Source organism: Mesorhizobium sp. CNPSo 4661 (assembly GCF_057784215.1).
Window position 1 is genome coordinate 37,710 of the sequence record NZ_JBWGIO010000001.1, and the last position, 24,847, is coordinate 62,556.

Genomic DNA, 24,847 nt, shown 5'->3' on the forward strand with positions numbered 1-24,847 from the left:
CAAGTCCGTCCTGATGGAGGACGTGCATGGATTACCGGTCGCAATTCGACCTGGCAGGCGAGGTTGCCGTCGTGACCGGCGGCGCCAGCGGGATCGGTCTCGAGGCCGCCAGCGCGCTCGGGACTTGCGGCGCGCGTATCATCCTGCTCGACATGAATGCGGATGGGCTGAGGGCCGCTGCCGAAGCGCTCAAGGCCGCCGGCGTCGCAAGCGTCGATGGCCGCGTGCTCGATGTCACGGACCCGCAAGCCGTCGAGGCGATGGCAACCGCGGTCGTCGCCGATTTCGGCAAGGTCGACATCCTGGTCAACAGCGCCGGCATCGCGCGCCTCAACACCGCACTCGACACACCGGACGAGGAATGGCGCCTAGTGATGGATGTCAACGTCAACGGCGTCTACTGGGCCTCGCGCGCCTTCGGCCGTTCGATGGTCTCCCGCACCAAGGGCTCGATCGTCAATCTCGGCTCGATGTCGGGCCTGATCATCAACCGTCCGCAGACGGCGCCGTCCTACATGGTGAGCAAGGGCGCCGTGCACATGATGACGAAGGCGCTCGCGGTCGAATGGGCGAAATCGGGCGTGCGCGTCAACGCGCTGGCGCCGGGCTATGTCGGCACCGAGATGACGCTGAAGATGCGCGAGCGTCCCGAACTCTTCAACACCTGGATCGACATGACGCCGATGGGGCGCTTGGGCACGCCGCAGGAGATCGCCTCGGCGATCCTGTTCCTGGCGTCGCCGGCGTCGAGCTACGTCACCGGCGCGATCCTGTCGATCGATGGCGGCTACACGGCCTGGTAACGGACCGAATAAGGATTGGAATATCGCATGACCGTTTCGGACCAAGATGTGCGCCAGGCCATCATCGACGCCTGCATCCAGATGAATGCGCTCGGCATCAACCAGGGCACATCGGGCAACATCAGCTGTCGCCACGGCGAGGGCATGCTGATCTCACCGACCAGCACGCCCTATGACACGCTGCAGCCGGAAGACATCGTCTTCATGGGTTGGGACGGCGAGGTCGACGGGCGCCTGCCGCCATCCAGCGAATGGCGCTTCCATCTCGACATCATGAAGGCGCGGCCCGAGGTCAAAGCCGTCGTCCACGCGCATCCGATCTACTGCACGACGATTGCCATCATGGGCAGGAAGATACCGGCGATCCATTACATGGTCGCGGTCGCCGGCGGCAGCGACATACGCTGCGCGCCTTACGCTACCTTCGGCACGGCCGAGCTTTCGGCGCATGCGGTGGAGGCGCTGCGCGACCGCAAGGCCTGCCTGCTTGCCCAGCACGGCATGATCGCGGTCGGCTCGAGCCTTGCCCAGGCGATGTGGCTTGCCGTCGAGGTCGAGACGCTGGCGCGCCAGTATCACGGCGCCTTGCAGATCGGCGAGCCGCCGATCCTGTCCGACGAGGAGATCGAGAACGTCATCAAGCGCATGGCGAGCTACGGCCTGCGCGAGAACGAGGCCGCTGCGTAAGCGGAGGGCTTAGCCCGAAGCGACCAGCAAGGGACCGCGCGGCGGCCATCTGGCAGAATCCTCCGGGAAGGCCCGGAGCGATCAACAAGGGAGGAAATGACAATGACTGGATCAATGAAAGGCCTCGTCAAGGCGCTCGCTTTGGGGTTGGCGGCGGCTTGCAGCCTTGCCGCCGTCTCCGGCGCGAGCGCCGAGGATTTGTCGCTCAAGGGCAAGCGCATCGGCGTCTCCGCGATAGGCACGGACCATTACTGGGACCTGATGGCGTTCAAAGGGATCCAGGACCGCGTGAAGGAGCTCGGCGGTGAGGTCATCGCGCTCGACGCCGGCCGCAAGGACCAGCAGCAGATCGCCCAGCTGCAGACGCTGATCGCGCAGAAGCCCGACGCCATCATCGAGCAGCTCGGCAATCTCGAAGTGCTGAACCCGTGGCTGCAGAAGATCCGCGACGCCGGCATCCCGCTGTTCACGGTCGACACCGCGACGCCGCACGCCATCAACAACACCACGTCGAACAACTACAACATCGGCGCCGAGATCGCGCTGCAGATGGTCGCCGACATGGGCGGCAAGGGCAACGTGCTGGTGTTCAACGGCTTCTACAGCGTGCCGGTCTGCAAGATCCGCTACGACCAGCTGAAATATGTGCTGACCTCGTTTCCGGATGTGAAGATCGTCGAGCCGGAACTGCGCGACGTCATCCCGAACACGGTGCAGAGCGCCTATTCCAACGTCACCGACATGCTGACCAAGTCGCCGGAGAAGGGTTCAATTGGCGCGGTCTGGGCCTGCTGGGACGTGCCGCAGATCGGCGCCACGCAGGCCGTCGAAGCGGCCGGCCGCAACGAGGTGAAGACCTACGGCATCGACGGCAGCCCGGAAGTCGTCAAGATGGTGATGGACCCGAAGTCGTCGGCCGGCGCGGTCGCGGCGCAGCAGCCTTATGAGATCGGCAAGACCTCGGTCGACAACGTCGCCAAGTACCTGGCCGGCCAGAAGGTGCCGCCCTTCACCTTCGTCCCGGCGGTGCTGATCAACAAGGAAAATGCCGCCGAAAAGGGTAAACCTTTCCTCGACGCCGCCGAGAAGGCCGGCGTTAAGTAGAGCGGACGAAACGACGGGCAGCCGCGCTTATGCGGCTGCCCGTCACATCCAACCAGGATTGATGGCCATGCAGACAGCAAAGCACGACATTGCTGTGTCGATGACGGGCATATCGAAGCGGTTCGGTCCGGTGCGCGCCTTGGAAAACGCGAACCTCGAGATCGCGCGCGGCTCGATCCTCGGCCTTGTCGGCCAGAACGGCGCCGGCAAGTCGACCATCATCAAGGTGCTGGCCGGCATCATCAAGCCGGACAGCGGCTCGATCGTCATCAATGGCGAGACCGCGAGCACGCTGACACCGGCGTCGGTCGAAAAGCTCGGCGTCCATTTCATCCACCAGGACAGGCTTCTGGTGCCGACGGCGGCCGTCGGCGAAGCTGTCTTCCTCGGTCACGAGATCGGCCTCGGCCCGTTCGTCAGCCGCCGTGCCATGGAGCGCCGCGCGGCCGATTTGCTGAAGCGGTTTTTCGGCATGGAGCTGCCGGTTGGAACCTTGGTCAAGGACCTCACCACGGCACAGCAGAAGGTCGTCCAGATCACCCGGGCGCTGGCGCAAAAGGCATCGGTGCTGGTGCTCGACGAGCCGACCGCGGCGCTGGTCAAGCGCGAGGTCGACAGCCTGTTCGACGTGCTGCGCCGACTGCGCGACGACGGCATCGCCGTGGTCTTCATTTCCCATTACATGCAGGAGATCGAGAAGCTCTGCGACCGCGTCACCGTGATGCGCAACGGCACCGATGTAGGCACGGTCGATCCGCGCCAGACGCCGATCGACGAGATCATCTCGATGATGATCGCCCGCGATGTCGGCGAGATGTTCCCGAAGCGCTCGGTCATTTTAGGCACGCCGGTGCTGGAGGTTTCCAATCTGCGCCTCGGCGGCAGCTTCGAGAACATCGGCTTCAACGTGCGCGCCGGCGAGATTGTCGGCCTCACCGGCCTGCTCGGCTCCGGCGCCAAGGAGATCGTCCAGTGCCTGTTCGGCCTCAAGACCGCCGATGGCGGTGAGGTCAAGGTCGAGGGCAGGGAGCTGTCGCTGTCGACGCCGGTCAAGGCGGTGCGCGACGGCATCGCCATGCTGCCGGAAGACCGTCGCGCCCATGGCGTCGCGCTAGGTCTTTCGGTGCGCGAGAACATTTCCTTGGCCAGCCTGCGCCGCTACTCGCGGACTGGCATGGTCAGCCGTGGCGCTGAGAATCAGGCAGTGGACAGCCTGATCAAGGAACTGTCGATCAAGACGCCGCATCGCGACGCGCTGGTGCGTGAGCTCTCCGGCGGCAACCAGCAGAAGGTGGCTATCGCCAAATGGTTGAGCTGCCAGTCGCGCGTCTATGTGCTGGACGAACCGACAGTCGCCGTCGATGTCGGCGCCAAGGTCGAGATCTACAACCTCCTGAACCGCCTGGCGGGCGAGGGCGCGGCGATCCTGCTTCTGTCCTCCGACCTGCTCGAATTGGTCGGCGTCTGCGACCGCGTGCTGGTCGTCTATCGCGGCAGGCTTGCCGGCAGTTTCTCCGGTCCTGCGATGAACAGTGACGCGCTGCTGGCGGCTTCGTCAGGCGCGCGCTCGAACGCTGACGGAGTGGCCGCATGAGCGCGACTGTTCTCCACACCGAAGTCGGCGTCTCCGACGAAAAGCAAGCCGCCGCCAAGAGCGCCGGCCGGCGCTTCGGCGCGCTCGTCGTGCGGCTTGGCGCGATCGCCGCCTTCGCCGCGATCATGGCCTATTTCGTCATCTTCGCGCCGGGCTTCACCTCGACCTTCAACCTGATCAACGTCGTCGAGCAGTCGGCGATCCTGGGCGTTCTCGCCTACGGCATGACGGCCGTGATCATCGGTGGAGGCTCCGATGTCACCGAAGGCGGCATCGACCTGTCGATCGCTGCCAATATGGGGCTCTGCGCCGCCGTCTACGCGACGCTCTTGTCGATGGGCCATGGCGACTTCCTCTCGGTGCTTGCGGCCATCGCCGTCGGCATGGCGGTCGGCGCGCTGAACGCGCTTGCCGTGGTCGGCCTCGGCATCCTGCCGCTGCTCGCCACGCTTGCCGTGCTCAACGTCGCGGCCGGCATGGAACTCACGCTTACCCAGAACACGGTCGTCGGCGCATCCTCCCCGCTGCTCGGCGTGTTGGTGTCGGGGAGCTTCCTCGGCATCTCCGCGCTTGCCTGGGCGCTGATCGTCTTCTCGGCGATCATGATCGTGGTCGTTCACGGCACATCGTTCGGGCTCAGGCTCTACGCGGTCGGCGGCCATCCCGAGGCGGCCCGCGCGGCCGGTCTCAGCGTGCCCTTCTACGTGTCCTTCACATATGTGCTGAGCGGGTTCTGCGCGGCGGTGGCGAGCATCCTCACCGTCTCGCGCCTGTCGGCCAGCACGCCCGGTTCCGGCGAGCTTCTTCTGTCGGTGCTGGCCGCGGCACTGCTCGGCACCGTCTTCTCGCGCCGCTTTGTGCCGACCATGGGCGGCACGCTGCTCAGCGTTCTCTTCATCGGCCTCCTCGCCAACGGCTTCCAGCTGCTCAACGTCTCCAGCTACTGGGTCAACGGCGTGCAGGGCGCGCTGATCCTGCTGGTGGTGGCCATCACATCCTTTGCCCGCGGTTCGGAGGGTTCGCGATGAGCGTCTCGGCCAACGACAACGCCGCCAAGGTGAACCTGCGCAGCTTCCTTGCCAAATACAGCGTGCTCATCGCCTTCGCGGCCATCGTCATCTTCTTCTCGGTGGCGAGCCCGACCTTCCTGACGCCGGCCAACCTCTTCAACGTGCTGGTCAACAACGTCGTCATGCTGGCAATCGTTGCGCTGGGGCTGACCATCGTCATCTCGTCGGGCGGCATCGATCTTTCGGTCGGCGTGTCCGTTGACATGGCAAGCATGGTCTTCGTCATGCTTCTGGCTGCCGGCCATAGCGGCGTGGTCGGCGTCGCCGGCGGACTTGGCGCCGCGCTCATCGTCGGTGTGCTGAATGCGATCCTGATCACCCGGCTCAACATCAGCCCCTTCCTGGCGACGCTCGGCGTGCTCTTCATCGGCCAGAGCACGCAGCAACTCGCGACCAGCGGCGGCCAGCCGATCTATCTCACCAGCGGGTATGCCGCTGACCAGTTCAACGCCATCGCCCGCACGGCTCTGTTCGGCGTGCCGACCCCGGTGATCGTGCTGATCGTGCTCGCCGTCGCGGTCCATCTCCTGCTGCATCGTTCGGTCTTCGGCCGCTATGTCCAGGCGATGGGCGCGCAGCCCGGCGTCGCCTGGTATTCCGGCATCCGCGTGCCGCGCGAATTGTCGATGGTGCACGTGCTGTGCGCGCTGCTCGCCGGCGTCACCGGCATCCTCTTGTCGGCGACGGTGAAGTCCTATGTGCCGCTGTCGGGCAACGCGTTCCTGCTCGACGCGATCGGCGCCACCTTCATCGGCACGACGCTCAGCCGCGAGCGCAAGCCCTCGGTCATCGGTACGCTGCTCGGCGTGTTGCTGCTCGCCATCGTCAAGAACGGGCTGCTGCTCGTCGGCTGGAATTTCTACTGGCAGCAGGTCGGCATCGGCGTGCTCGTTTTCCTGGTGCTGGCCGCGAGCTTCGGCCTGCGCCGCGCCGCCCATTGAGTTCGAAAGGTTAAGTCAGCCATGCCCCAATTCGACGTCAGCTCGATCGGCTTCTACGTCCTCGACATCCTCGGACGTCCAGTCTCTCGCATCCCCGAAGGCGGCCGCGCCGACTATATCGAGGAGATCCGCATGACCGTTGCCGGCACGGCCGGCGCGACCGGCATGGACTGCGCCATCCTCGGGCTGAAGACCCGCGCCGTCACCACGCTCGGCACCGACGACATGGGCGACTGGTTCCTCGCCAAGCTCAAGAAATACGGCCTGGAGACGAGCCTCGTGCGCCGCGACGGCAGCCTCCAGACCTCGTCCACCATCCTGCCGGTGCGGCCGAACGGCGAGCGTCCCGCCTTGCATGTGCCCGGTACGGCCACCTTGTTTGACGTCGCCGATGCCGATCTTGATGCTGCCCTTGATGCAACCGTCGTCCATGTCGGCGGCACCGGCCTGCTGAAGCGTTTCGACGGCGAGCCGACGGTGCGGCTTTTGAAACGCGCCAAGGAACTTGGCCGCGTCACCACTTTCGACCTCATCCAGGCGACGCCGGAGACATGGAAGCTGGTCGAGCCGTGCCTGCCCTACATCGACTATTTCGTGCCGAGCATCGACGAGGCCGGCGAGATGGCGCATGACCGCGATCCGGCCCGCGTCGCCGCCTTCTTCAAGGCGAGGGGCGTGAAGAACTGCATCCTCACCCTTGGCGCCGGCGGCGTCTATGTCTCGCCCGAGCATGGCGAGGATTTCCATCTACCGGCCTTCGAGGTCGAAGTCTTCGACACGACAGGCTGCGGCGATTCCTTCACAGCCGGCATCATCGTCGGCATCGTCAAGGGTTGGGATCTGAAGCAGTCCGCGCGCTTTGCCAGCGCGGTCGCCGCCAAGGTGGCGATGGGGCTCGGCTCCGACGGCAAACTCGTTTCATTCGACGACACGATCGCGGCGATGAACTCGCTCTCGGTCAAGACATCAAAGGTGGAAGCAGCATGACCATTCTCTCTGAGGCCAAGGGCAAGACGGCTCTCGTGACCGGCGCCAGCCGTGGCATCGGCAGGGCGCTCGCGAAAGGGCTTGCCGAAGCGGGCTTCGATGTCGCCGTCACCGATCTGCCGTCGCAGGCGGCCGAGCTCGACGTCACCAAGGGCGAGATCGAGGCGGCCGGCCGCAAGGCCTATGTCTACACGATGGATGTCAGCAAGAAGAAGGACATCGAGGCGACCGCGCAGGCCGTGCTCGAGGCGGCGGGCAGCATCGACGTGCTGGTCAACAATGCCGGCATCCTGAAGCCCAGCCTGCTGCAGGATCTCGACGAAGCCAATTGGGATGCGCATTTCGATATCAACGCCAAGGGCGTGCTGATGATGTGCCAGGCGGTGCTGCCGCATATGCGCGCCAGGAAGTCGGGCCGGGTCATCAACATCGCCTCGATCGCCGGCCGGCAGGGCGTGCCGACGCAGGGCCACTACGCCGCGACCAAGGCGGTGGTGATCACGCTGACGCGTGTCCTGGCGCAGGAGGTCGGCATGGACGGCGTCACCGTCAACGCGATCTGCCCCGGCATCATCCTGACCGAGATGGGCAAGAACAATCTGGGCAGCGAAGCCGCGATCCGCCACTGGGAGGACGTCGCCGCGCTGAAGCGCCTCGGCGCGCCCGAGGATGTCGTCGGCCCGGTGCTGTTCTTCGCCTCGGATCTCTCGGCCTTCGTCACCGGCCAGGCGCTCAACGTCGACGGCGGCATCTACTACCACTGAGGCTCAGGGCGCCCCGAAGAGTACCTTCGTGTGAAGGGAAGTGCGGTTGCAGCGGGCCTCTTGGCCCGCTCTACAGCAGCCGCGGCCCCGCCACCATGCGCGCCACCCGCGCCATGTCGGCGCTCATCTCGCGGTCGTCGTCGAGCGGGGCGACCAGCGCCCGAACGGCTTCATAGCTGCGCCGCGGGCCTTCGCCCATGTTGTCCAGCACGCCGCGCAGCTCGACGCCTGTGGCGGCGAAGATCAGCTCCATCGCCACCAGATAGCGCAGGCGCTCGACGATCCCTGCCGTCTTGGCCACGACGCGCGGCGCCATCGACGACTGGTCCTCGACACCATCCGAGATGGCCAGGGGGCTGAGCGACATCGGATTGGCGAGGTGCCGGATTTCCGCTTCGAGCGCCGCGACCGGCTTCTGCAGTTCCGCATAGCCCTGGCGGCTGCCGCCTCTGGCCGACAGGAAGCGCGGCAGTTCCGCCACCGTCGGCGACATCAGCTTCATCGAGCGGTTGGCGGTGCCGACCGCGCAATGCGCCAGCGCCTGGCCGAGGTTTTCCCAGGTCAGCGTGAATGCGGTCAGGTCGAAATTGCCGTTGGAGACGACCCGCTCCGCCTCGGGCAGGATAACGGGATTGTCGCCGGAATGGCCAAGCTCGATCTCCGTCGCCAGCTTCGCCTGCTCATAGGCGTGGAGCAGGCCGCCCCACACTTGCGGCACGCAGCGGAAGCTGAGCGGATCCTGCAGCCGCCGCGCGGCATTCTCCTGCCACAGCCCGGAGCCTGAAAGCTCGGCCCGCAGCCTTGCGCCGATCTCGACCTGGCCGAAGGCCGGCCGCGCCGCCAGCGCATCCTCGTCGATGGCCTTGAGCGACGAGCGGAATGCCTCGTAATTCAGCGCCACCGCCGCCAGCGACCAGTCGATCAGGCACGCAACTTCTTCGAGCGCCAGGCACGCCGTTCCGGTCGAAAGGCTGTTGGCGACGATGATGGCGTGGCCGTCCTTCTCGCGCAGGTCGAGCGGTTCGAGTCCGGCGAGCTTCAATGCCTCGGCCGACGGCATGATCCGGCCTTGATATTCCGTCTCGCCATCGCCGCGCAGCGCCCGCGCCAGATGGCCGAGCGGCGCGAGATCCGCGGCGCCCACCGATCCCCAACTCGGAATGACCGGATGAACGCCGGCGTTAAGCGCTGCGATCAGGCCCATGACGACGCCTTCCGAGGTGCCGGTGCCGCCCGCGGCCATGCCGCAGATGCGTGCGACCAGCAGCGCCCGCACAGCCTCGGTCGACAGCGACGGGCCGGCGCCCATCGAGTGGCTGAGCGGCACGCTGTGCTGGAAGGCGATCAGGTCGGCTTGCGCCAGCGGCGTGTCGACACAGGCGCCAAGCCCGGTGGTGACGCCATAGAGCGGCTTGCCGAGCTGGGTGAGATGCTCGATGAGGGCGCGGCTTGCGCGGATGCGGCGCATGGCTTGCTCGCCAAGCACGAGCCGGGCATTGCGCCGCGCGATCTCGGCGACATCGCCTGCGCTTAGCGGCTTGGCGTCGAGGACGATCACTCTGGCTGTCATCTCGCGGCTATTCCTTTGGCCTCCGGGCTGGTGGCCGAACGAATGCAGGATATCCGGCATCGGAGCCCGCCATTGTCGAAAATCCGCCGTCGCGATTGCCGTTATTTTTCGGCGATCCGGATAGGGGGCTCGACAGACAAAATTTCCCGCGTCGATGTCCCACGAGGTCAAGCCTCGCTCGTCTTGAGGTCGGAAGCAACGAAAGGAACCGACCATGACTGTCAGCGGTGTGCGGACCCGCCCGTGTGGGAACTTTTGCTCCGCTGGCGATTTTGGATATGCTGCAAATCCAAATTGCCGGAAGGTCGCTGCTATGACGAAACATTTTGCAATCGCCGCGCTCATGCTTGCCGCGGCAGCCGTGATGGTCGGCCGGGCTTCCGCCGGCGAACATCGTCACCGCGTCACCGAGCATGAGCGTTATGTTCCGGCCAGTGACGACATCATCGACACGCTGTTCGGCGGTCCGCGCTACTACGACCAGCAAATGTCCACCACGCCGGCGGGGGCCTGCTCGTATCACCGCGTCGGGCCGGACGCGAATGCGGTGAACGACATCAACGATCACTATTGCGGGAAGTAGGATTCCCGGCGGCATTCCTCCGGAGCCGGCTTTCGACAGGCCTCGGCCACCTTTGCGTTTATGGTTCCTGCGACCCTATCGCAGTCGCTGGGGTGGCTGCCGTTGACGAGACCTGGCCCCCTTTGAACGCTGATCTTGTTATGGTTGGCGGGCCATCGCGCACATTCGGCCCAGATATTGTATACAATGTTGAAGAAAGATGTTGACAATCGACGCCGGCCGGTTTCCCTTACGCTATACGCGCAGCCTACGAGCAAAACACAAAGCGCGATAACCAAGGGGAACTACCGATATGATCAACCGTCGCTCGACTCTGAAATCAATGGCGCTCGGCGCCGTCTCGACCCTGGCCATTGCCGCTGTCGGCATTTCGTCCGCGCAGGCTGAAAACAAGGAACTGAAGATCGGCTTCGTCGGCGTCACCAGCGGTCCGGCCGCCGCCTGGGGCACCTCGAACGTACGCTCGATGCAGACCCGCGCCGCCTGGCTCAACGAGACCGGCGGCGTCAAGATCGGCAATGACACCTACAACATCAACATCGTCACCTTCGACGACCAGAAGGACCCCAAGCGCGCCATCGCCGGCATGGAAAAGATGGCGCAGGAGGGCGTCCACTATGTCGTCGGCCCGAATGTCGATGACGGCGCCGCCGCTGTGCGCCCCGTCGCCGAGGCCAACGGCATCATTTATTTCCCCTACGCTTTCCCCAAGGCGCTCTACCAGAAGCCGGCTTCGAATGCCGTGCTCGGCATGATCGCCAACTACCAATCCGGTCCGGCGATCTATAAATATCTCAAGGAAAACAAGGGCGTGAAGAAGATCGCCTTTGTCGCCGCCAACGAATCCGATCCGCTCAGCCAGCGCGACGGCGGCGTCGAGGCGGCCAAGGCGCTGGGCCTCGAGATCGTCGCCCAGAACGACACCTACCAGAACGACACCCGCGACTTCACGCCGGTGCTGACGCCGATCGTGGCGCTGAAGCCCGACCTGCTGGTGCTGTCCGGCGTAGCGCCGGCCAACGCGCCGCTGCTCATCCGCGCTGCCCGCGAGCTCGGCTATGAAGGCCTGATCTCGACCGAAACCGCCCAGGACGCCAAGGTTCTGGAAGAAGGCGCCGGCGAATACGCCAACGGCTTCATCTCCGTCGGCGGGGCTTCCACGCCAGAGATTGCCTCCGACACGATGAAAGAGTTCGTCACCCGCTACACCAAGATGTTCGGCGAATACAACGACGAGTCCAACACCAAGGTCTACGCGTTGGAATACATTCTCGACACGCTGAAGGCCAATCCGGCGGCCATCAACGACGTCGCCGAATTCAAGAAGACCATGGACACCTTCACCGCGCCCAATCCTTTCCTCAAGGGCGACGCCAAGCTGGGCTATGTCGGCATGACGTCCTTCGGCCAGAAGCGCCAGTTGTCGGTGCCGATGGTGGTCAACGAATACAAGGATGGCGCTTTCCAGACCCTGTTCGTCGGCTCCGTCGACTAGCGTTACCTTCGAGCGTCAATTCCTCAAGCTTGCCGCGGGGCCGGTCGATAGGCCGGACCCCGCGGGAGATCGAAGGTATCCATGGAACAGGTCATCGCCAACGGATTGTATCTCGGTGCCCAATACGCGCTGATCGCGCTGGGGCTCACCCTGATCTTCGCCCTGATGAACGTGCTCAATTTCGCCCACGGCCAGATGTATGTGCTGGGCGGGTTCATAACCTACACCGTCTACGGCCAGCTCGGCCTGCCTTTCGTGGTGGCGTTGCTCGCCTCCGGCGTGACGCTCGCCGTCATCGGCGCGCTGATGGAGAAATTCCTCTTCCGCACCGTCATCAGGCGCAGTCATCGCGAGGAAAGCACGATGCTGCTCGCCGCGGCGACGGCTTTCTTCTTCGACGCCGTCATCCTGCTCCTCTTCGGCGAAAAGCAGCGCGGCGTTCCCAAGATCGTCAAGGGCGTCTTCAACGATGCCGGCATCATCATGCCTTACGACCGGCTGGTCGTCGGCGCGCTCGCCATCGTCTTCATCGCCGCTTTCGTGCTGTACATGCAGTACAGCCGGGTCGGGCGCGCCATGCGGGCGCTCGCCCAGGACCGCGTCGCCGCCCAGCTGATGGGTGTCAGGGTCGACCGCTATTCGATGATCGGCTTCGCCATGGGCGCGATGCTGGCCGGCGTCGTCGGCGGGCTGCTGGTCACCATCACCGGCGTCAATTCCGGCATTGGCGGGCCGATCTCGATCAAGGCCTTCCTGATGGTGATGATCGGCGGCGCCGGCGTCGTCGGGGGCGCGATCGCCGGCGGCTTCATCCTCGGCATGATGGAGTCGGTCGGCCTTACCGTGCTGCGCGAATATGGCGACGTGACCTACCTCGTGATCTTCGCCGCCCTGATGGTGTTCCTGTCGGTCCGTCCGAACGGGCTGATGGGCAAGCCGTGGGGTTGATCGCGCCATGACCCTCAATCGCAACACCAGGATCGCCGCCGTCGTCGCCTTTCTCGCGATCGTCTTTGTCGTCGTGCCGGCCGCGATCTCGTCGAGCGGCCGCTTCGACCTCTATTACACGCTGACCTCGGTGGCATTGCTCAGCATCGCCAGCGCCGGTGTCTGGCTCACCTTCTATATCGGCCGCATCAACATCGGCCAGGGCGCCTACGCGCTGACGGGCGGTTATGTTTCGGCCATACTGGTCATGAACCATGGCTGGTCGTTCTGGCTGACGCTCCCGGTCGCGGGTCTGTTCTGCGCCGGTGCCAGCGTGCTGATCGGCCTGCCGATCCTGCGCCTGCGCGGCGTCTATTTCGCCATGGTCACGCTGGTGCTGACCGAGGTGGCGCGCCTGCTTGCGCTGGCGCTGCCGATCACCAACGGCGCCAAAGGCATCGTCAGCATCCCGCTGCCAGGTGCGCTCTCGGTCTTCGGCATCACGCTGATCCCCGACTTCGCCACGCTGCAGAATTCGCGGCTTGCCTTCTACCTGTTGGCGGTCACGCTGATGGTGGTCTGCTTCGCGGTCATGTACCGGCTGGTCAATTCGCGCATCGGCAAACTCTGCCAGTCGCTGCAGCAGAATGAGGAGCTTGCGTCCTCGATCGGCGTCAACATCGCTTATCTCCGCGTCATCGCCTATGCCGTCTCGTCCTTCTTCGGCGGCGTTTCCGGCGCCATCTTCGCCGCCATCTCGCAGTCGATCTACCCGTCGAGCTTCACCGTCACCGATTCCGTCAACTTCATGCTGAACTGCTTCCTCGGTGGCCTGGGTTACGTGTTCGGTCCGATGCTCGGCACGCTGGTGCTTTATTTCGGCTGGGATCTTCTGTTCCAGACCGGCCAGTTCCAGTTGCTCATCTATTCCGGCCTGATGATCGTCCTGATGCTGGTGCTGCCAAACGGCATACTCAGCCTTGCCGAAATGACCCGGAAGAAGGGTTGAGCCATGGCCGAAATGCTCGAAGTCTCCGGCATCACCAAGCGCTTCGGCGGTCTCGTCGCGGTCAACAACGTCTCCTTCTCGGTGCGCGAAAAGGAGATCCTGTCGGTCATCGGTCCGAACGGCGCCGGCAAGTCGACTTTGTTCAAGCTGATCTCGTCGTTCCTCAAGCCTACGACGGGCGAGGTGCGCCTGAAGGGCGAGCGCATATCGGGTCTCGCCCCGCACATCGCCGCCCGCAGGGGCGTCGTGCGCACCTTCCAGGAGACGACGATCTTCAAGAACATGAGCGTGCGCGACAACGTCATCATCGCGCACCATCTGCGCTCGAAGGCGAGCCTCTTCGGCTTCTTCCTCGGCACCGGCGCGGCGAAGGCCGACGAAGCGGCCTTCGGCCAATCGGCCGACGAGATCCTCGCGCTGCTCGGCCTCTCCTCGCTCGCCAATGAGACCGCCCGCAACCTGCCGCACGGGCATTTGCGGGCGCTGGGCATCGCCATCGGCCTTGCCACCAACCCGTCCATCCTGTTGCTCGACGAGCCCTTCGCCGGCATGAACCACGACGAGACCATGCGCATGGTGGAAATGGTGCGGCGCCTGCGCGAGCGCGGCCTGACCATCCTGCTGGTCGAGCACGACATGCCGGCCGTCATGAAGATCTCCGACCGGCTCGTCGTGCTCAATTTCGGGCAGAAGATCGCCGAGGGAACGCCGTCGGAAATCCAGGCCGATGAGAAGGTGATCGAAGCCTATCTCGGCAGCGAAGACGAGGCGATCGGCCTATGAACCAGATCCTGAACTTCGCCAATGTCGAGCTCTACTACGACCACGTCTACGCGCTGAAAGGCGTCTCGCTCGAGGTCAACGAGGGCGAGACCGTCGCGCTGATCGGCGCCAACGGCGCCGGCAAGTCGTCGATCCTTCGCGCCATCACCGGCTTGCGCAAGATCAGGTCCGGCGAGATCCACTATGGCGGCAAGCGCATCGATGGCGCCGCGCCCGACGAGATCGTCAAGATGGGCATCGCCATGGTGCCCGAAGGGCGCCGCGTATTTCCTTACATGTCGGTCAGGGACAACCTGCTGATGGGCGCCTTCACGCGCACCAGCAAGACCGAGATAGCGGCGTCGATGGAGATGGTGCTGGGGCGGTTTCCCCGGCTGAAGGAGCGCTTCTCGCAGGCCGCCGGCACGATGAGCGGCGGCGAACAGCAGATGCTGGTCATCGGCCGCGCGCTGATGGCGAAACCGAAGCTCTTGCTGCTCGACGAGCCTTCGCTCGGCGTCGCGCCCAAACTCGTCCAAGACATCGCCCGCTCGATCGTCGCCATCAACCGCGACGAGAAGGTCAGCGTGCTGCTGGTCGAGCAGAATTCGCGCATGGCGCTGCGCATCTCGCAGCGCGCCTATGCGCTGACCACCGGCAGCGTCGCGCTGAGCGGCAACTCCGCCGAATTGCTGGCCGACGACCGGGTCAAGCGTCTTTATCTCGGCGGCGAGATCTGAGGCTGATTGGAATGCGCATTCTCGTCATCAATCCCAACACCACCGAATCGATGACCGCCAAGATCGGCGAGGCGGCGGCAAGCGTCGCCTCCGGCGCGACGGAGATCGTCGCCGTCAATCCGGCCGACGGCCCGCCGAGCATCGAGGGCTATTTCGACGAGGTCTTCGCCATTCCGGGCATCATCGCCGAGATGGGCAAGGCGCCGGCGGCGGATGCTTACGTTATCGCCTGCTTCGACGACACCGGGCTGGACGCGGCGCGCTGTGCCACCGAGGCTCCCGTCATCGGTATCGGCGAGGCGGCGTTCCATATGGCGAGCCTTGTCGCAGGCAAATTCAGCGTCGTCACCACGCTTGCCCGCTCGGTGCCGGCGATCGAGCACAATCTGGCGAAATACGGCCTCGCCTCGCGCTGCGCCAAGGTGCGCTCGTCGGAAGTCGCCGTGCTCGAGCTCGAACGTCCGGGCTCGAATGCAAGACACAGGATTTCGCAGGAGATCGCGCGCGCCATCCGCGAGGATCATGCCGAGGCGATCGTGCTCGGCTGCGCCGGCATGGCCGACCTTGCGCACAGCCTGTCCGAGGAGCATGGCGTTCCGGTGCTTGACGGCGTCGTTTGCGCCGTCACGCTGGCCGAGAGCCTGTTCAAGGTAGGCTTGAAGACGTCGAAGATCGGTGGCTACGCCGCGCCTCGTGGCAAGCTCTTTTCGGGCGTTTTCGCCTCGCTGTCGCCGACCGGCTGAGAGGAGATCCTGTACGACCGGCGCCGGGATTGACCCTCGCGCAAGCCATATTAGATTGAACTCACCTCTACCGGTGGAGGCAAATCAGGCGTGTTGCGCCTGCGCGTTGAAGAGCATGCTGACAGTCCTCAAGGAAGAAGATCGAGACGACAGGCCCGCAGCGCGCTGGTCGCCGATCTATTATGGGTTGAGGGATGCCATCGTCAGCCATCGCCTCGCGCCGGGCACCAAGCTGCCGGAGGACGAACTCGCCTCGATCTATTCGGTGAGCCGCACCGTCGTTCGCGCCGCCTTGCAGGCACTCGCGCATGACCGGCTGGCCCGGCTCGAGCCCAATCGCGGCGCCTTCGTCGCGCAGCCCTCGAAGATCGAGGCGCGCGAAGTGTTCGAGGCGAGGGCGCTGATCGAGCCCAAGGTGGCGGCACTCGCCGCCAGAGCCGCGGTGCCATCCGACATCGCGCAACTGAGACAGCATCTCGAAAAGGAGCACGAGGCGCTGCATGACGGCCGCGACAGCGACGCCATCATGCTGTCGGCGCGCTTCCATGTCGGCATCGCCGAGATCGCCGCGCATTCGGTGTTCACCAACTTCGTGCGCGACCTCGTCTCGCACTCCTCGCTGATCATCGCGCTTTACTGGAAGCGTCGCGACGCCACCTGCGAGAAGCACGCCCACCATGCGTTGGTCGATGCGATCGAGGCCGGCGATAGCGCCGACGCGGCCGCCCTGATGAACAGCCATCTGGTCGACCTTTTGTCCGGGCTCGATCTCACCGACAAGGTCGAAAAGTCTGACAGCCTGGCGGACCTGCTGCAGACGGCGGTCCAGCCGGGTCGCTGAACCGCCGGAGGATATGGCTAGGCCGCGGCCGCCTGCGAATAATCCATCCGTTCGAGGTCGGCGATCAGGCCGGGTCCGGTCGGCTGCCAGCCGAGATGCGCACGCGTCCATTCGCTCGAGGCCGGCATATCGAGGCCGGCGAAGATGGAAAGCCATCCGAAATGATCGGCTGCTTCTTCCTGCGACAGCGAGACCACCGGCACGTTGAGGCCGGCGCCGATCACTTCCGCGATCTCGCGCATGGCGATGCCTTCCTCCGCGACGGCGTTGTAGCGCACGCCGGCTTCCTGCTTGTCCAGCGCCAGGCGGTAGAGCTTGGCGACATCGAGCACGTGTCCTGCCGACCACCGGTTGCGGCCCTCGCCAAGATAGGCCGACACGCCCTTGGTGCGGGTGATCTCGATGAGCGGGGTGATCAGGCCCTGCTTCACCGTGTCATGCACCTGCGGCAGCCGCACCACCGATACTTTGACGCCCTTCTCGGCCATCGCCGCGCCGGTGAGCTCGGACAGGATGCGCGGATTGCGGTGTTCGGTGTTGAAGATGTCTTCTCTCGCGGGCTGCCCGTGCTCGCCCGAACCCATGCCCACACCCGACGTGATGATGAGCAGCCGGTCCGAGCCTGCGAGCGCCCCGCCCAGCGCTTCGATGACGCGCTTGTCCTTCTCGCAATTGGCGACGAAGTTCGCAAAGTTGTGGTCGAAGGCGGTGTGGATCACCGCATCCGACTTCGCCGCGCCGTCGCGCAGGCTATCGAGATCTTCGATGTCGCCGCGATGGGGCTCGGCGCCAGCCGCCGTAAGCGACCGCGCACCGGCTTCGGAGCGGGTCAGGCCGAGCACATGGTGCCCGGCGGCAAGAAGTTCGGGCACGATCCTGGAACCAATGAAACCGGTCGCGCCGGTAAGGAATACACGCATGGGGGATCTCCTCTGTTGTTCGGAGGCCCTTCTCGCGCTATAAATCATCCTGTTAAAGTAGTGACTTTATCATGGTATAATAATCAACAGGATCGTCATGCCTGCGCAGACCGTCAACAAGCTCGGCAATTTCCTGCGGGATCGCCGCATGCGCCTCGACCCGGTCGCCTTCGGCTTCGTCCCGGGGCGGCGGCGCACGCAGGGGCTGCGCCGCGAGGAGGTGGCGCAGCGCGCCAATATCAGCCCGACCTGGTACACTTGGCTGGAGCAGGGCAGGGGCGGCGCGCCGTCCGCCGACGTGCTGAACCGCATCGCGACCGGACTGATGCTGACAGAGCCCGAGCGCGAGCATTTGTTCATGCTGGGCCTCGGGCGACCGCCGGAAGTCCGCTACAGGAACGTCGACAGCGTGACGCCGCGCCTGCAGCGCGTGCTCGACGCCTTGGACCCGAGCCCCGCCATCATCAAGACCGCAACCTGGGACGTGGTTGCCTGGAACCGTGCCGCGGCCGCGATGCTGACCGACTATTCCAAGCTGCCGCGCGAACAGCGCAACATCCTGCGCTTGATGTTTGGGAACTCGCGCGTGCGCGACGCGCAGGACGATTGGCAGAGCGTCGCCCGCTTCGTGGTCGGATCCTTCAGGGCGGATGCCACGAGGGCGGGCGCAGGCGCGGAAATCACCCAGCTCGTCGAAGAGCTTTGCCGGATCAGTCCGGAATTCGAGGCGCTGTGGCGCGACAATGACATCGTTGCGGCCCATGGCGAGGGCGTGAAGCGCCTGCGGCATCCCGAGATCGGACTGATCGAGCTGGAGTTCTCGGTCTTTGCGGTCGACGGCCGGCCCGAGCTCGGCATGATCGTCTACAATCCGGTCACGCGCGCGGACGCCGAGCGGATTCAGTCGCTGATCGCGTCCCGCTCCGGCTAGTGGCGTGTCCGTTGTCTTTGCTTCGCGGAGCGCCCGAGATTGGGCCGCAGAACCAGGGAGGTATTGCATGAGCTTCGATATGAAATGGTCTTCGTCCGAGAAGAAGGTCGCCCGCAGCGCATTCGATAAGGCGCTGGAGGTGGCGCTAAGCAAGACACTGGCCGAATTCAAAAGGAAGGCCAGCGACGCGGCGACGTTTTCCGACATGTGGGAGATCGAAGACCATCTGCGACAGCAACGGCGAAACCTTGAGCAGATGTTCGACTATCGCTACTCGCAGCTAATCGTTGTCTTTGGCAGTCTTATCCGGGATGGGTATCTCGACGAGAAGCTCCTTGTCGGTTTGTCGCAAGACAAACGGGAAGAGATAAGCAGGTTCCTTTCCTGGCATGCGAGAGAATAGCGCGCGCGAGAACTACCTCCGTGTCGCCGCGCGCCTCAGCGCCTGCAGCGGCTGGCTGAAGCTCCCGCACGAAAGCACGGCGCATGCGCCCGGCATCGCCGAAACCGCTGTGCTCGGCGATATGGTCGAGCGGCGCGTTGCTGGTCCCCACCGCCATTCGCGCGGCTTCGAGCCGTAGCCGCACCACGGATTTCGTCGCCATGCAGCTCGAATATCCGCAGATGCATCCAGCCCAGTGAAGCGCCAGATGTGAAGCGTCAGCTTTGCGGCCGTTTGCCCGATCGCTTCGGGGAAGCATCAACGCCGCCCGGTTGCCTGATGTGGTCGATGAAAGCCCTCAGCTTGGGCAGCACCTGGTGCCGTTCGGGGTAGTAGAGAAATACGCCCGGCGTGGTCACCGCGAAGCGGACTAGCAGCGCCTGCAGGCGCCCGTCGGCGATGGGCGTTTCGGCAATAGGGCCTGGCACCTGCGCCAGCCCGACACCCTGGATCGCCGCGCCGAGAAGCGACGGATAGTCGTGCGCAATCAGTGGTCCCGAGACGATCGCCTCGACGGTCTTGTTGCCATCGACAAAGGACCAGGGCGCGACCGAGCCGTTCGAGCGGCGCATGCGCAGGCAGGCATGGTCGCGCAGATCCTCGATGCGCTCAGGTGCCGCGCGCCGGCGCAGATAGTCGGGACTGCCGACGACCGCCATCGGGAAGGACGGTGTCAGCCGGACCGCGACCATGTCGGGCGCGACCAGGTCGACCATGCGGATGCCGGCGTCGAACCCTTCGGCGGCGAGGTCGGCCAGTTCGCCGCTGGCGACGATCTCCAACTCGATCTCGGGATAGGCCTGGCAGAAGGAGGCGATCATCGGCTCCAGCAGCACCGGCACAACGGCCGGCGGCACCGAAAGGCGCAACTGCCCGGCCGGCCGCTGGCCCATGCCGCGCGCGATCTCGCTCGCGGCGATCAGTTCCTCGAAGGCCGGTCGGGCGCGCGCGAAAAAACGCTCGCCGGCTTCGGTCAGGCCGACGCTGCGCGTGGTGCGGATGAAGAGCGCCGCGCCGATGCGCGCCTCAAGCGTGCGTATCGCCTGACTGATCGCTGACGGGGTAACCGCGAGCTCGGCCGCCGCCTTGCGGAAATTGCGGTGCCTGGCCACGCTCAAGAACGCCTCGACACCATCGAGCGCGCCGTGCCTGACTGTGAAGTTCTGCTTCATGACCCATCGACATTATCGCGGATAGTTTCCGGCTGAAAGCGGTCGTATCTCTGCTGTGACCCGGAAGCCTGAAAGGAAGTGGCAATGACCGATGAACTCGATCGCGTGCGCGATCACTACCGCGCGACCGGCCTGACCGATCGGTTGAAGACCGCGCTGGCGGTCTTTGGATCGGAAGAACGGCGTCTGAAGCCCGAGCAACTGGCTACGCTCGACCAGTTCCACACCCGTGGGCTGGCCGCGACGGCCGAGCTCGCCAATCTGGCCGTCATCGACGCCGACATGTCGGTGCTGGACGTCGGATCTGGCGTCGGCGGGCCGGCTCGCTTCCTCGAGGCGACCTATGGCTGCAAGGTAACCGGCGTCGACCTCAGCGAACCCTTCGTCGAGGCCGCGCGCTACCTGACCACACGAACCGGGCAGGGCGGCAAAGTGTCGTTCGAAACCGGCAGCGCGCTGGCGCTGCCTTTCGAAGACGCCAGTTTCGACGCCGCGCTTTTGCAGCATGTGGCGATGAACATCGCCGATCGTTCGCTGCTCTATCGCGAGATCAGGCGCGTGCTGAAGCCGGGCGGAAAATTCGCGACCTTCGACGTCGTGCTCAACGGCGGCGATCCGCTCTATCCTGTTCCGTGGGCGAAGACGCCCGGCGAAAGTTTTTTGCTGCCGGCCGACGCGACCTGCGCGGCAATCGAAGCCGCCGGCTTCGGCACGCTCGTCCGCCGTGACGACACGGCCGCCGCCAAGGCCTGGTTCGCCGAGCTCCGTGCCTCGGGCCCGCCGCCGCTCAATCTCGGCGTGATCATGGGGCAGGGGTTCGCCGAACCCACAACCAATCTCGGGCGCAATCTGATGCAAGACCGGCTCGGCATCCTCACCGCGGTGTTCGAAGCCGTCCCTGTCAACGGAGCAATTCCAGGAAAAGTGTGAGCGGTCACGCTCGGCGACTTCGCCGTAGCCTTCCGTCCGGAATTGCGCAAGGAACTGACAATTAGGAGGCGAAAATGTCACCAGCGATGATCCTTAACATCCATCTCGGGCTGGGCTACGTGCCATGGCTGCTTTGCTTCGCCGTCTATATCTGGCCAAGGCTGAGGTCGATGGAGCCGATAGAAGCGCAGCGCGCCATCGCTACGCTGCATAGCTTCCGCTTCTTCGGGCTCGTCTTCCTCATCCCGGGCGTCGTGGGACCGGACCTGCCCGCCGGCTTTGCCGGTTTTGCCGCCTATGGCGATTTCGCGACCGGCTTGCTCGCCATGCTGGCGCTGCTTGCGGTGGCGAGGCCCGCGATTTTCTGGCCGCTTGTCGTCGCTTTCAACCTTGTTGGCGTGGTCGACCTTGTCGGCGACTATTATCACGGCACCGTGCTCGACCTCCCCGGCCATGCCGGGCAGTTGGGCGCGACCTACGCGATCCCGATCCTCTACGTGCCGCTTTTGATGATCACGCATGTCGCGGCGTTCTACCTGCTGGCGCGTTCCAGGCGCCATCAGTTGGCGGCGACCTAATACATTGGGTTTGCCATGTGCTTCGGTGCCGGCCATTCACTCGTGATCTCCGGCTGCACCGGACGCTCGAGATAGGTCGACAGCACCACATAGCTGCGCGTCGAGGTCACGCCGGGCGTGTCATAGAGGCGGGCCAGCAATCCTTCCAGTGCCCGAGTGTCCTCGGTGCGCACCTTGAGCAGCATGCAGGTGTCGCCGGCGACCGTGTGGATCTCCTCGACCTCCGGATATTTGGAGACCGCCATCAGCTCCGGCGTCTTGCCCCAGCCCCTGGTGTCGATATGCACGAAGGCAAGCAGCGGCTTCTTCACCGCTCGCGGATCGATGATCGCCGATGTGGCTCGGATGGCGCCGCTGCGCTTCAGCCGCTTGACCCGCTCATGCGCCGCTGGCGGCGACAGGCCGACGCGCTCGCCGAGGTCGGCATAGCTGATGGTCGCGTCCTCGACGAGAACGCCTAATATCTTTCGGTCGATTGGGTCGACCTCACGGGTCGGATGCTTGTTCCGCTGAATGTCATCTGTTTCTGCGCCCATATGGAAATTCTCCATTGATGCGGAATTTAGTTCGGCCATTATGATGATATGTCGAACAGTGATCAATCAGCAATTTTGACTGCGGTGCCGCGTGCGCCGATCCCGGCCACCGCCTATCTGCTGACGGGCTGCGTCGCCGTCATCGGCTCCAATTCGCTGGTTCTGGGACCCATCGCGCCGGCCGTCGCGGCATCGTTCGGCGCCAGCGTGCCGGCGGTGATGACGGCTGCCGCCGCCTTCGGCCTAGGCACGTCGGCCAGCGCACTCTTCCTTGCCCGCTACATCGACCGGATCGGCGCGCGCCGCATGCTGCAGGGCGCATTGCTGCTGCTGGCCATCGCGCTGGTCGCCAGTGCCCTCGCGCCGACGGTAATGGCGTTGGTGGCCGCCCAACTCATAGCCGGCATTGCCGCCGGTATCGCCATGCCGGCGATCTATGCCAGCTCGGCCGCGATCGCGCCGCCCGGCCGCGAGAGCGGCACCATCGGGGTGGTGCTGACGGGCTGGACGCTTTCGATGGTCGCCGGCGTTTCGCTGTCCGCCGTGATTGCCGATCTCATCCACTGGCGCGCCGTCTTCGCCGCCGTGGCGCTGCTGGCGGGAGCGGCCGTTGGCGGCCTGGCGATGAGCTCGCTTCACGACACCAGGAAAAGCGGTCCGGCGCCGTCGCCGCTCGGCGCGCTCGCCGTTCCCGGTATCGTGCCGCTGCTTATTGCCTGCGGTGCCTTCATGACCGCCTTCTATGGTGTCTACGGCTATCTCGGCGATCATCTCCATGAAGCCCTCGGCGAGCCGGTCAGCGCCAACGGCCTGGCGGCGGTTGCCTACGGCCTCGGCTTCGGCGCGGCCGCCTTGCTCGATGGCGTCATCGATCGCCTCGGCGCGCGTCGTGTCATGCCTTTCGCCTATCTGCTGGTCGCCGCCGTCTATGTCGCGATCGCCCTGGCCAGCACCGGCTTCAGCCTGCTGATCGCGACGATCGCCGCCTGGGGCCTGGCCAACCATTTCGGGCTGAACGTGCTGGTCATGCGCCTCACCGCGCTCGACCCGTCGCGCCGCGGCACCATCATGGGCCTGAACAGCGCGGTCACCTATCTCGCCGTCACTGTCGGCACCGCAGGCTTCGGCCCGCTCTATACGAGCCTCGGCTTCGCCAATTGCGCCTTGATCGCCGCCGGGCTGATGCTGGTGGCGGCGGGCGCAGCGGCGTGGCGCTCAGCCGGCTGACCCGGTCAGTTCGCTCGGCGAACTGACTTGTCAGTTTGGGTTCGCGAGGGCAACCATGCGCGCTGCTCCCAGCAGCCACGGGCACGCATAATAGTCGCTGATCCGATTTACGGTCCCGTAGGTGGTTTCGATCCGAACCGGATAGGCCGGTTCCCAGCCCGCTTCGCCGCGGTGGAGCACGAGCAGCACGGTCTCGCCGTCGACGGCGCCGATCGCCATCCGCCAGTTGGCTTTGCCCTTTTCGTATTCGACGAAGTAGATCGACTCAGACAATGGCCCCCTGAAGCAGTCCGACACTCGCAATTGCGCGTCGGCGCTGGTCAATGCCCGCACGCCGTCCCAATCCCGGCGGTTGAAGAGTTCGACATAGCGCGTCAGCAGTCTTGAAAGCTGCGGATCCGGCGAGGATTCGGAACGAACGACAGGCTGGCCCGGCAGCGCGGCCAGCTTGGCGCGGCCACGGCTCAAGGCGGCCTTGACGCCGCCGACCGTCGAGCCGACAAGGTCGGCCGTCTCTTCCAGCGAATGGTCGAAGACGTCCTTCAACAAAATACAGGCTCGCTCCTTCGGCGGCAGGTGGATCACCAGCCGCTCGATGGCGCGATCGGCGCCCTGGCCCGCGGGTTCGCTCGGCAGAACGATCTCATCGACCGCGAAATTGGCTTCGGCGCGCTGGCGCGTTTGCCGGTTGCGCAGGAAGTCGATGCAGCGGTTATGCGCGGTGCGAAACAGCCATGAGCGAAGCGCGCCAGGATCGTCGATCTTCTCGATCTTACGATAGATCTCGAACAGCGTTTCCTGCATGACGTCCTCGCCGTCGAGCGCCGAGCCCGTCATGCGCGTGCAATAGCGGTGCAACCGTTCCCGCAGATGCGCAACCGTTTCCAGGAACGCGGCGTAGCGAATGTCGAAGAGCCCGCTAGGCTCAAGTCTTGGCTGCATCGTCATGGCAACACGAACACCGTTATGCGCTTCCCGCGAGGCAAGGTCCGCCATGTTACATCGTCCTGATTTCATCCGGAGTCCGATCGAAGCGATCATGCCTGCCGTCGACATGCATCACCGGCGCCGCCGCCAGTTCCTCCGGCTCTATCCCGTCGAGAGCCGCCATCGGAATGGCGTAGACGATGCCGCCAAGCGCCGGGACGTCGCCGCGCGCCGGCATGCGCACGCCGCAGGTCGCGCAGAAATGATACTGGATGCTGGGTGCCTCTCGGCCCGGCGGGATCCATTGATATTCGGTCTGCGCTTCGGCCCCCGACATCAGGCGATAGTGCTGAGGACCGACGAAGCCCACCCAGGAGCGCGTCTTGGTGCATGTCGAGCAATTGCATTTGACGGTTCCCCGGCTGAGATCGATATCCGCCTCGAACCGCACCTTGCCGCAATGGCAGCTTCCTGCGTAGGTTTTCAACATAGCCCAATGGTCTCCGAGCTGGCCGGCCGGCATGATCGCCGGCTGGCTCCAAGACGGATGGCCGCCAGGAAAAG

28 protein-coding genes are annotated in these 24,847 nt (G+C 64.8%); 22 read left to right on the plus strand and 6 right to left on the minus strand.

Translation table 11 applies throughout. From position 1 onward, the window contains the following. Positions 1–26 precede the first annotated feature (26 nt). The 8 genes from AC0YKC_RS00155 (at position 27) to AC0YKC_RS00190 (ending at position 7,950) form a co-directional block, all read left to right on the plus strand. A complete protein-coding gene (locus tag AC0YKC_RS00155) occupies positions 27–803 on the plus strand; it encodes an SDR family NAD(P)-dependent oxidoreductase (RefSeq protein WP_320294527.1) in 777 nt (258 codons plus the stop codon). 27 nt (positions 804–830) lie between these two features. After that, on the plus strand, positions 831–1,490 hold the full coding sequence (locus AC0YKC_RS00160) for an L-fuculose-phosphate aldolase (RefSeq protein ID WP_488509036.1): 660 nt from the start codon (positions 831–833) through the stop codon (positions 1,488–1,490). Positions 1,491–1,592: 102 nt separating this feature from the next. Next, the gene (locus AC0YKC_RS00165) at positions 1,593–2,594 is read left to right on the plus strand and encodes a sugar ABC transporter substrate-binding protein (RefSeq protein WP_320294529.1); all 1,002 of its coding nucleotides are present in this window, start codon (positions 1,593–1,595) and stop codon (positions 2,592–2,594) included. Between the two features lie 67 nt (positions 2,595–2,661). Further along, on the plus strand, positions 2,662–4,188 hold the full coding sequence (locus AC0YKC_RS00170; protein ID WP_488509038.1) for a sugar ABC transporter ATP-binding protein: 1,527 nt from the start codon (positions 2,662–2,664) through the stop codon (positions 4,186–4,188). Continuing rightward, on the plus strand, positions 4,185–5,216 hold the full coding sequence (locus tag AC0YKC_RS00175; RefSeq protein WP_488509040.1) for an ABC transporter permease: 1,032 nt from the start codon (positions 4,185–4,187) through the stop codon (positions 5,214–5,216). Before AC0YKC_RS00170 ends, AC0YKC_RS00175 begins: the two co-directional genes overlap by 4 nt. Beyond that, positions 5,213–6,199, plus strand: coding sequence for an ABC transporter permease (locus AC0YKC_RS00180; protein WP_488509042.1), 987 nt, complete (start codon positions 5,213–5,215; stop codon positions 6,197–6,199). The genes AC0YKC_RS00175 and AC0YKC_RS00180 overlap by 4 nt, the downstream gene beginning before the upstream one ends. Positions 6,200–6,220: 21 nt before the next feature. Then, positions 6,221–7,186, plus strand: coding sequence for a carbohydrate kinase family protein (locus AC0YKC_RS00185; RefSeq protein ID WP_488509044.1), 966 nt, complete (start codon positions 6,221–6,223; stop codon positions 7,184–7,186). Continuing rightward, complete coding sequence (locus tag AC0YKC_RS00190; RefSeq protein ID WP_488509046.1) at positions 7,183–7,950, plus strand: SDR family NAD(P)-dependent oxidoreductase; 768 nt, start codon at positions 7,183–7,185, stop codon at positions 7,948–7,950. The genes AC0YKC_RS00185 and AC0YKC_RS00190 overlap by 4 nt, the downstream gene beginning before the upstream one ends. 70 nt (positions 7,951–8,020) lie before the next feature. On the opposite strand, the gene AC0YKC_RS00195 is transcribed toward AC0YKC_RS00190, so the two are convergent. Beyond that, a complete protein-coding gene (locus AC0YKC_RS00195; RefSeq protein ID WP_488509048.1) occupies positions 8,021–9,520 on the minus strand; it encodes an HAL/PAL/TAL family ammonia-lyase in 1,500 nt (499 codons plus the stop codon). Between the two features lie 313 nt (positions 9,521–9,833). On the opposite strand from AC0YKC_RS00195, the gene AC0YKC_RS00200 reads away from it, so the two are divergent. From AC0YKC_RS00200 to AC0YKC_RS00235, 8 genes are all read left to right on the plus strand, one after another. Further along, positions 9,834–10,103, plus strand: coding sequence for a hypothetical protein (locus AC0YKC_RS00200; protein ID WP_430699230.1), 270 nt, complete (start codon positions 9,834–9,836; stop codon positions 10,101–10,103). 292 nt (positions 10,104–10,395) lie between these two features. Further along, complete coding sequence (locus tag AC0YKC_RS00205; RefSeq protein ID WP_320294536.1) at positions 10,396–11,598, plus strand: ABC transporter substrate-binding protein; 1,203 nt, start codon at positions 10,396–10,398, stop codon at positions 11,596–11,598. Positions 11,599–11,679: 81 nt separating this feature from the next. Next, positions 11,680–12,546, plus strand: coding sequence for a branched-chain amino acid ABC transporter permease (locus tag AC0YKC_RS00210; protein ID WP_112095129.1), 867 nt, complete (start codon positions 11,680–11,682; stop codon positions 12,544–12,546). 7 nt (positions 12,547–12,553) lie between these two features. Next, positions 12,554–13,534: a branched-chain amino acid ABC transporter permease gene (locus AC0YKC_RS00215; protein ID WP_434721528.1), complete on the plus strand. Its 981-nt coding sequence runs from the start codon at positions 12,554–12,556 to the stop codon at positions 13,532–13,534. A gap of 3 nt (positions 13,535–13,537) precedes the next feature. After that, positions 13,538–14,317, plus strand: a complete 780-nt coding sequence (locus tag AC0YKC_RS00220; RefSeq protein WP_320294538.1) for an ABC transporter ATP-binding protein — start codon at positions 13,538–13,540, stop codon at positions 14,315–14,317. After that, positions 14,314–15,036, plus strand: coding sequence for an ABC transporter ATP-binding protein (locus AC0YKC_RS00225; protein ID WP_320294539.1), 723 nt, complete (start codon positions 14,314–14,316; stop codon positions 15,034–15,036). Before AC0YKC_RS00220 ends, AC0YKC_RS00225 begins: the two co-directional genes overlap by 4 nt. 11 nt (positions 15,037–15,047) lie before the next feature. Next, positions 15,048–15,779, plus strand: coding sequence for an aspartate/glutamate racemase family protein (locus AC0YKC_RS00230; RefSeq protein WP_488509053.1), 732 nt, complete (start codon positions 15,048–15,050; stop codon positions 15,777–15,779). A 115-nt stretch (positions 15,780–15,894) separates the two neighbouring features. Beyond that, positions 15,895–16,620, plus strand: a complete 726-nt coding sequence (locus AC0YKC_RS00235; protein WP_320294541.1) for a GntR family transcriptional regulator — start codon at positions 15,895–15,897, stop codon at positions 16,618–16,620. A 17-nt stretch (positions 16,621–16,637) separates the two neighbouring features. On the opposite strand, the gene AC0YKC_RS00240 is transcribed toward AC0YKC_RS00235, so the two are convergent. Next, positions 16,638–17,540 carry an SDR family oxidoreductase gene (locus AC0YKC_RS00240; protein WP_488509055.1) on the minus strand — a complete coding sequence of 301 codons (903 nt, stop codon included), beginning with the start codon at positions 17,538–17,540 and terminating at the stop codon, positions 16,638–16,640. A 97-nt stretch (positions 17,541–17,637) separates the two neighbouring features. Here AC0YKC_RS00240 and AC0YKC_RS00245 point away from each other — a divergent pair, with 97 nt between their 5' ends. The 3 genes from AC0YKC_RS00245 (at position 17,638) to AC0YKC_RS00255 (ending at position 19,052) form a co-directional block, all read left to right on the plus strand. After that, positions 17,638–18,471, plus strand: coding sequence for a helix-turn-helix transcriptional regulator (locus AC0YKC_RS00245; protein WP_488509057.1), 834 nt, complete (start codon positions 17,638–17,640; stop codon positions 18,469–18,471). Positions 18,472–18,538: 67 nt separating this feature from the next. Then, entirely contained in the window at positions 18,539–18,874 is a 336-nt protein-coding gene (locus AC0YKC_RS00250) for a hypothetical protein (RefSeq protein WP_320294544.1), read from the plus strand. Then, a complete protein-coding gene (locus AC0YKC_RS00255; RefSeq protein ID WP_320294545.1) occupies positions 18,861–19,052 on the plus strand; it encodes a hypothetical protein in 192 nt (63 codons plus the stop codon). The genes AC0YKC_RS00250 and AC0YKC_RS00255 overlap by 14 nt, the downstream gene beginning before the upstream one ends. A 79-nt stretch (positions 19,053–19,131) precedes the next feature. Here AC0YKC_RS00255 and AC0YKC_RS00260 read toward each other — a convergent pair whose 3' ends face one another. Further along, entirely contained in the window at positions 19,132–20,085 is a 954-nt protein-coding gene (locus tag AC0YKC_RS00260) for a LysR family transcriptional regulator (RefSeq protein ID WP_488509060.1), read from the minus strand. A gap of 84 nt (positions 20,086–20,169) precedes the next feature. Here AC0YKC_RS00260 and AC0YKC_RS00265 point away from each other — a divergent pair, with 84 nt between their 5' ends. Beyond that, positions 20,170–21,015, plus strand: a complete 846-nt coding sequence (locus AC0YKC_RS00265; RefSeq protein WP_488509062.1) for a class I SAM-dependent methyltransferase — start codon at positions 20,170–20,172, stop codon at positions 21,013–21,015. A gap of 74 nt (positions 21,016–21,089) precedes the next feature. Further along, a complete protein-coding gene (locus AC0YKC_RS00270; RefSeq protein ID WP_488509064.1) occupies positions 21,090–21,593 on the plus strand; it encodes a hypothetical protein in 504 nt (167 codons plus the stop codon). Here AC0YKC_RS00270 and AC0YKC_RS00275 read toward each other — a convergent pair. Continuing rightward, positions 21,590–22,129, minus strand: a complete 540-nt coding sequence (locus tag AC0YKC_RS00275; protein ID WP_488509066.1) for an Lrp/AsnC family transcriptional regulator — start codon at positions 22,127–22,129, stop codon at positions 21,590–21,592. The two genes, AC0YKC_RS00270 and AC0YKC_RS00275, sit on opposite strands and share 4 nt — an antisense overlap. Positions 22,130–22,177: 48 nt before the next feature. Here AC0YKC_RS00275 and AC0YKC_RS00280 point away from each other — a divergent pair, with 48 nt between their 5' ends. Then, positions 22,178–23,356: an MFS transporter gene (locus AC0YKC_RS00280; RefSeq protein ID WP_488509068.1), complete on the plus strand. Its 1,179-nt coding sequence runs from the start codon at positions 22,178–22,180 to the stop codon at positions 23,354–23,356. A gap of 30 nt (positions 23,357–23,386) precedes the next feature. Here the strand turns inward: AC0YKC_RS00280 and AC0YKC_RS00285 are convergent, their stop codons facing one another. Together AC0YKC_RS00285 and AC0YKC_RS00290 are read right to left on the minus strand one after the other, a co-directional pair. Beyond that, positions 23,387–24,352 (minus strand): sigma-70 family RNA polymerase sigma factor, encoded by a 966-nt coding sequence (locus tag AC0YKC_RS00285; RefSeq protein WP_488509069.1) that lies wholly within the window; start codon positions 24,350–24,352, stop codon positions 23,387–23,389. A 1-nt stretch (position 24,353) separates the two neighbouring features. After that, a complete protein-coding gene (locus tag AC0YKC_RS00290; protein WP_488509071.1) occupies positions 24,354–24,773 on the minus strand; it encodes a GFA family protein in 420 nt (139 codons plus the stop codon). Between the last annotated feature and the right edge of the window lie 74 nt (positions 24,774–24,847).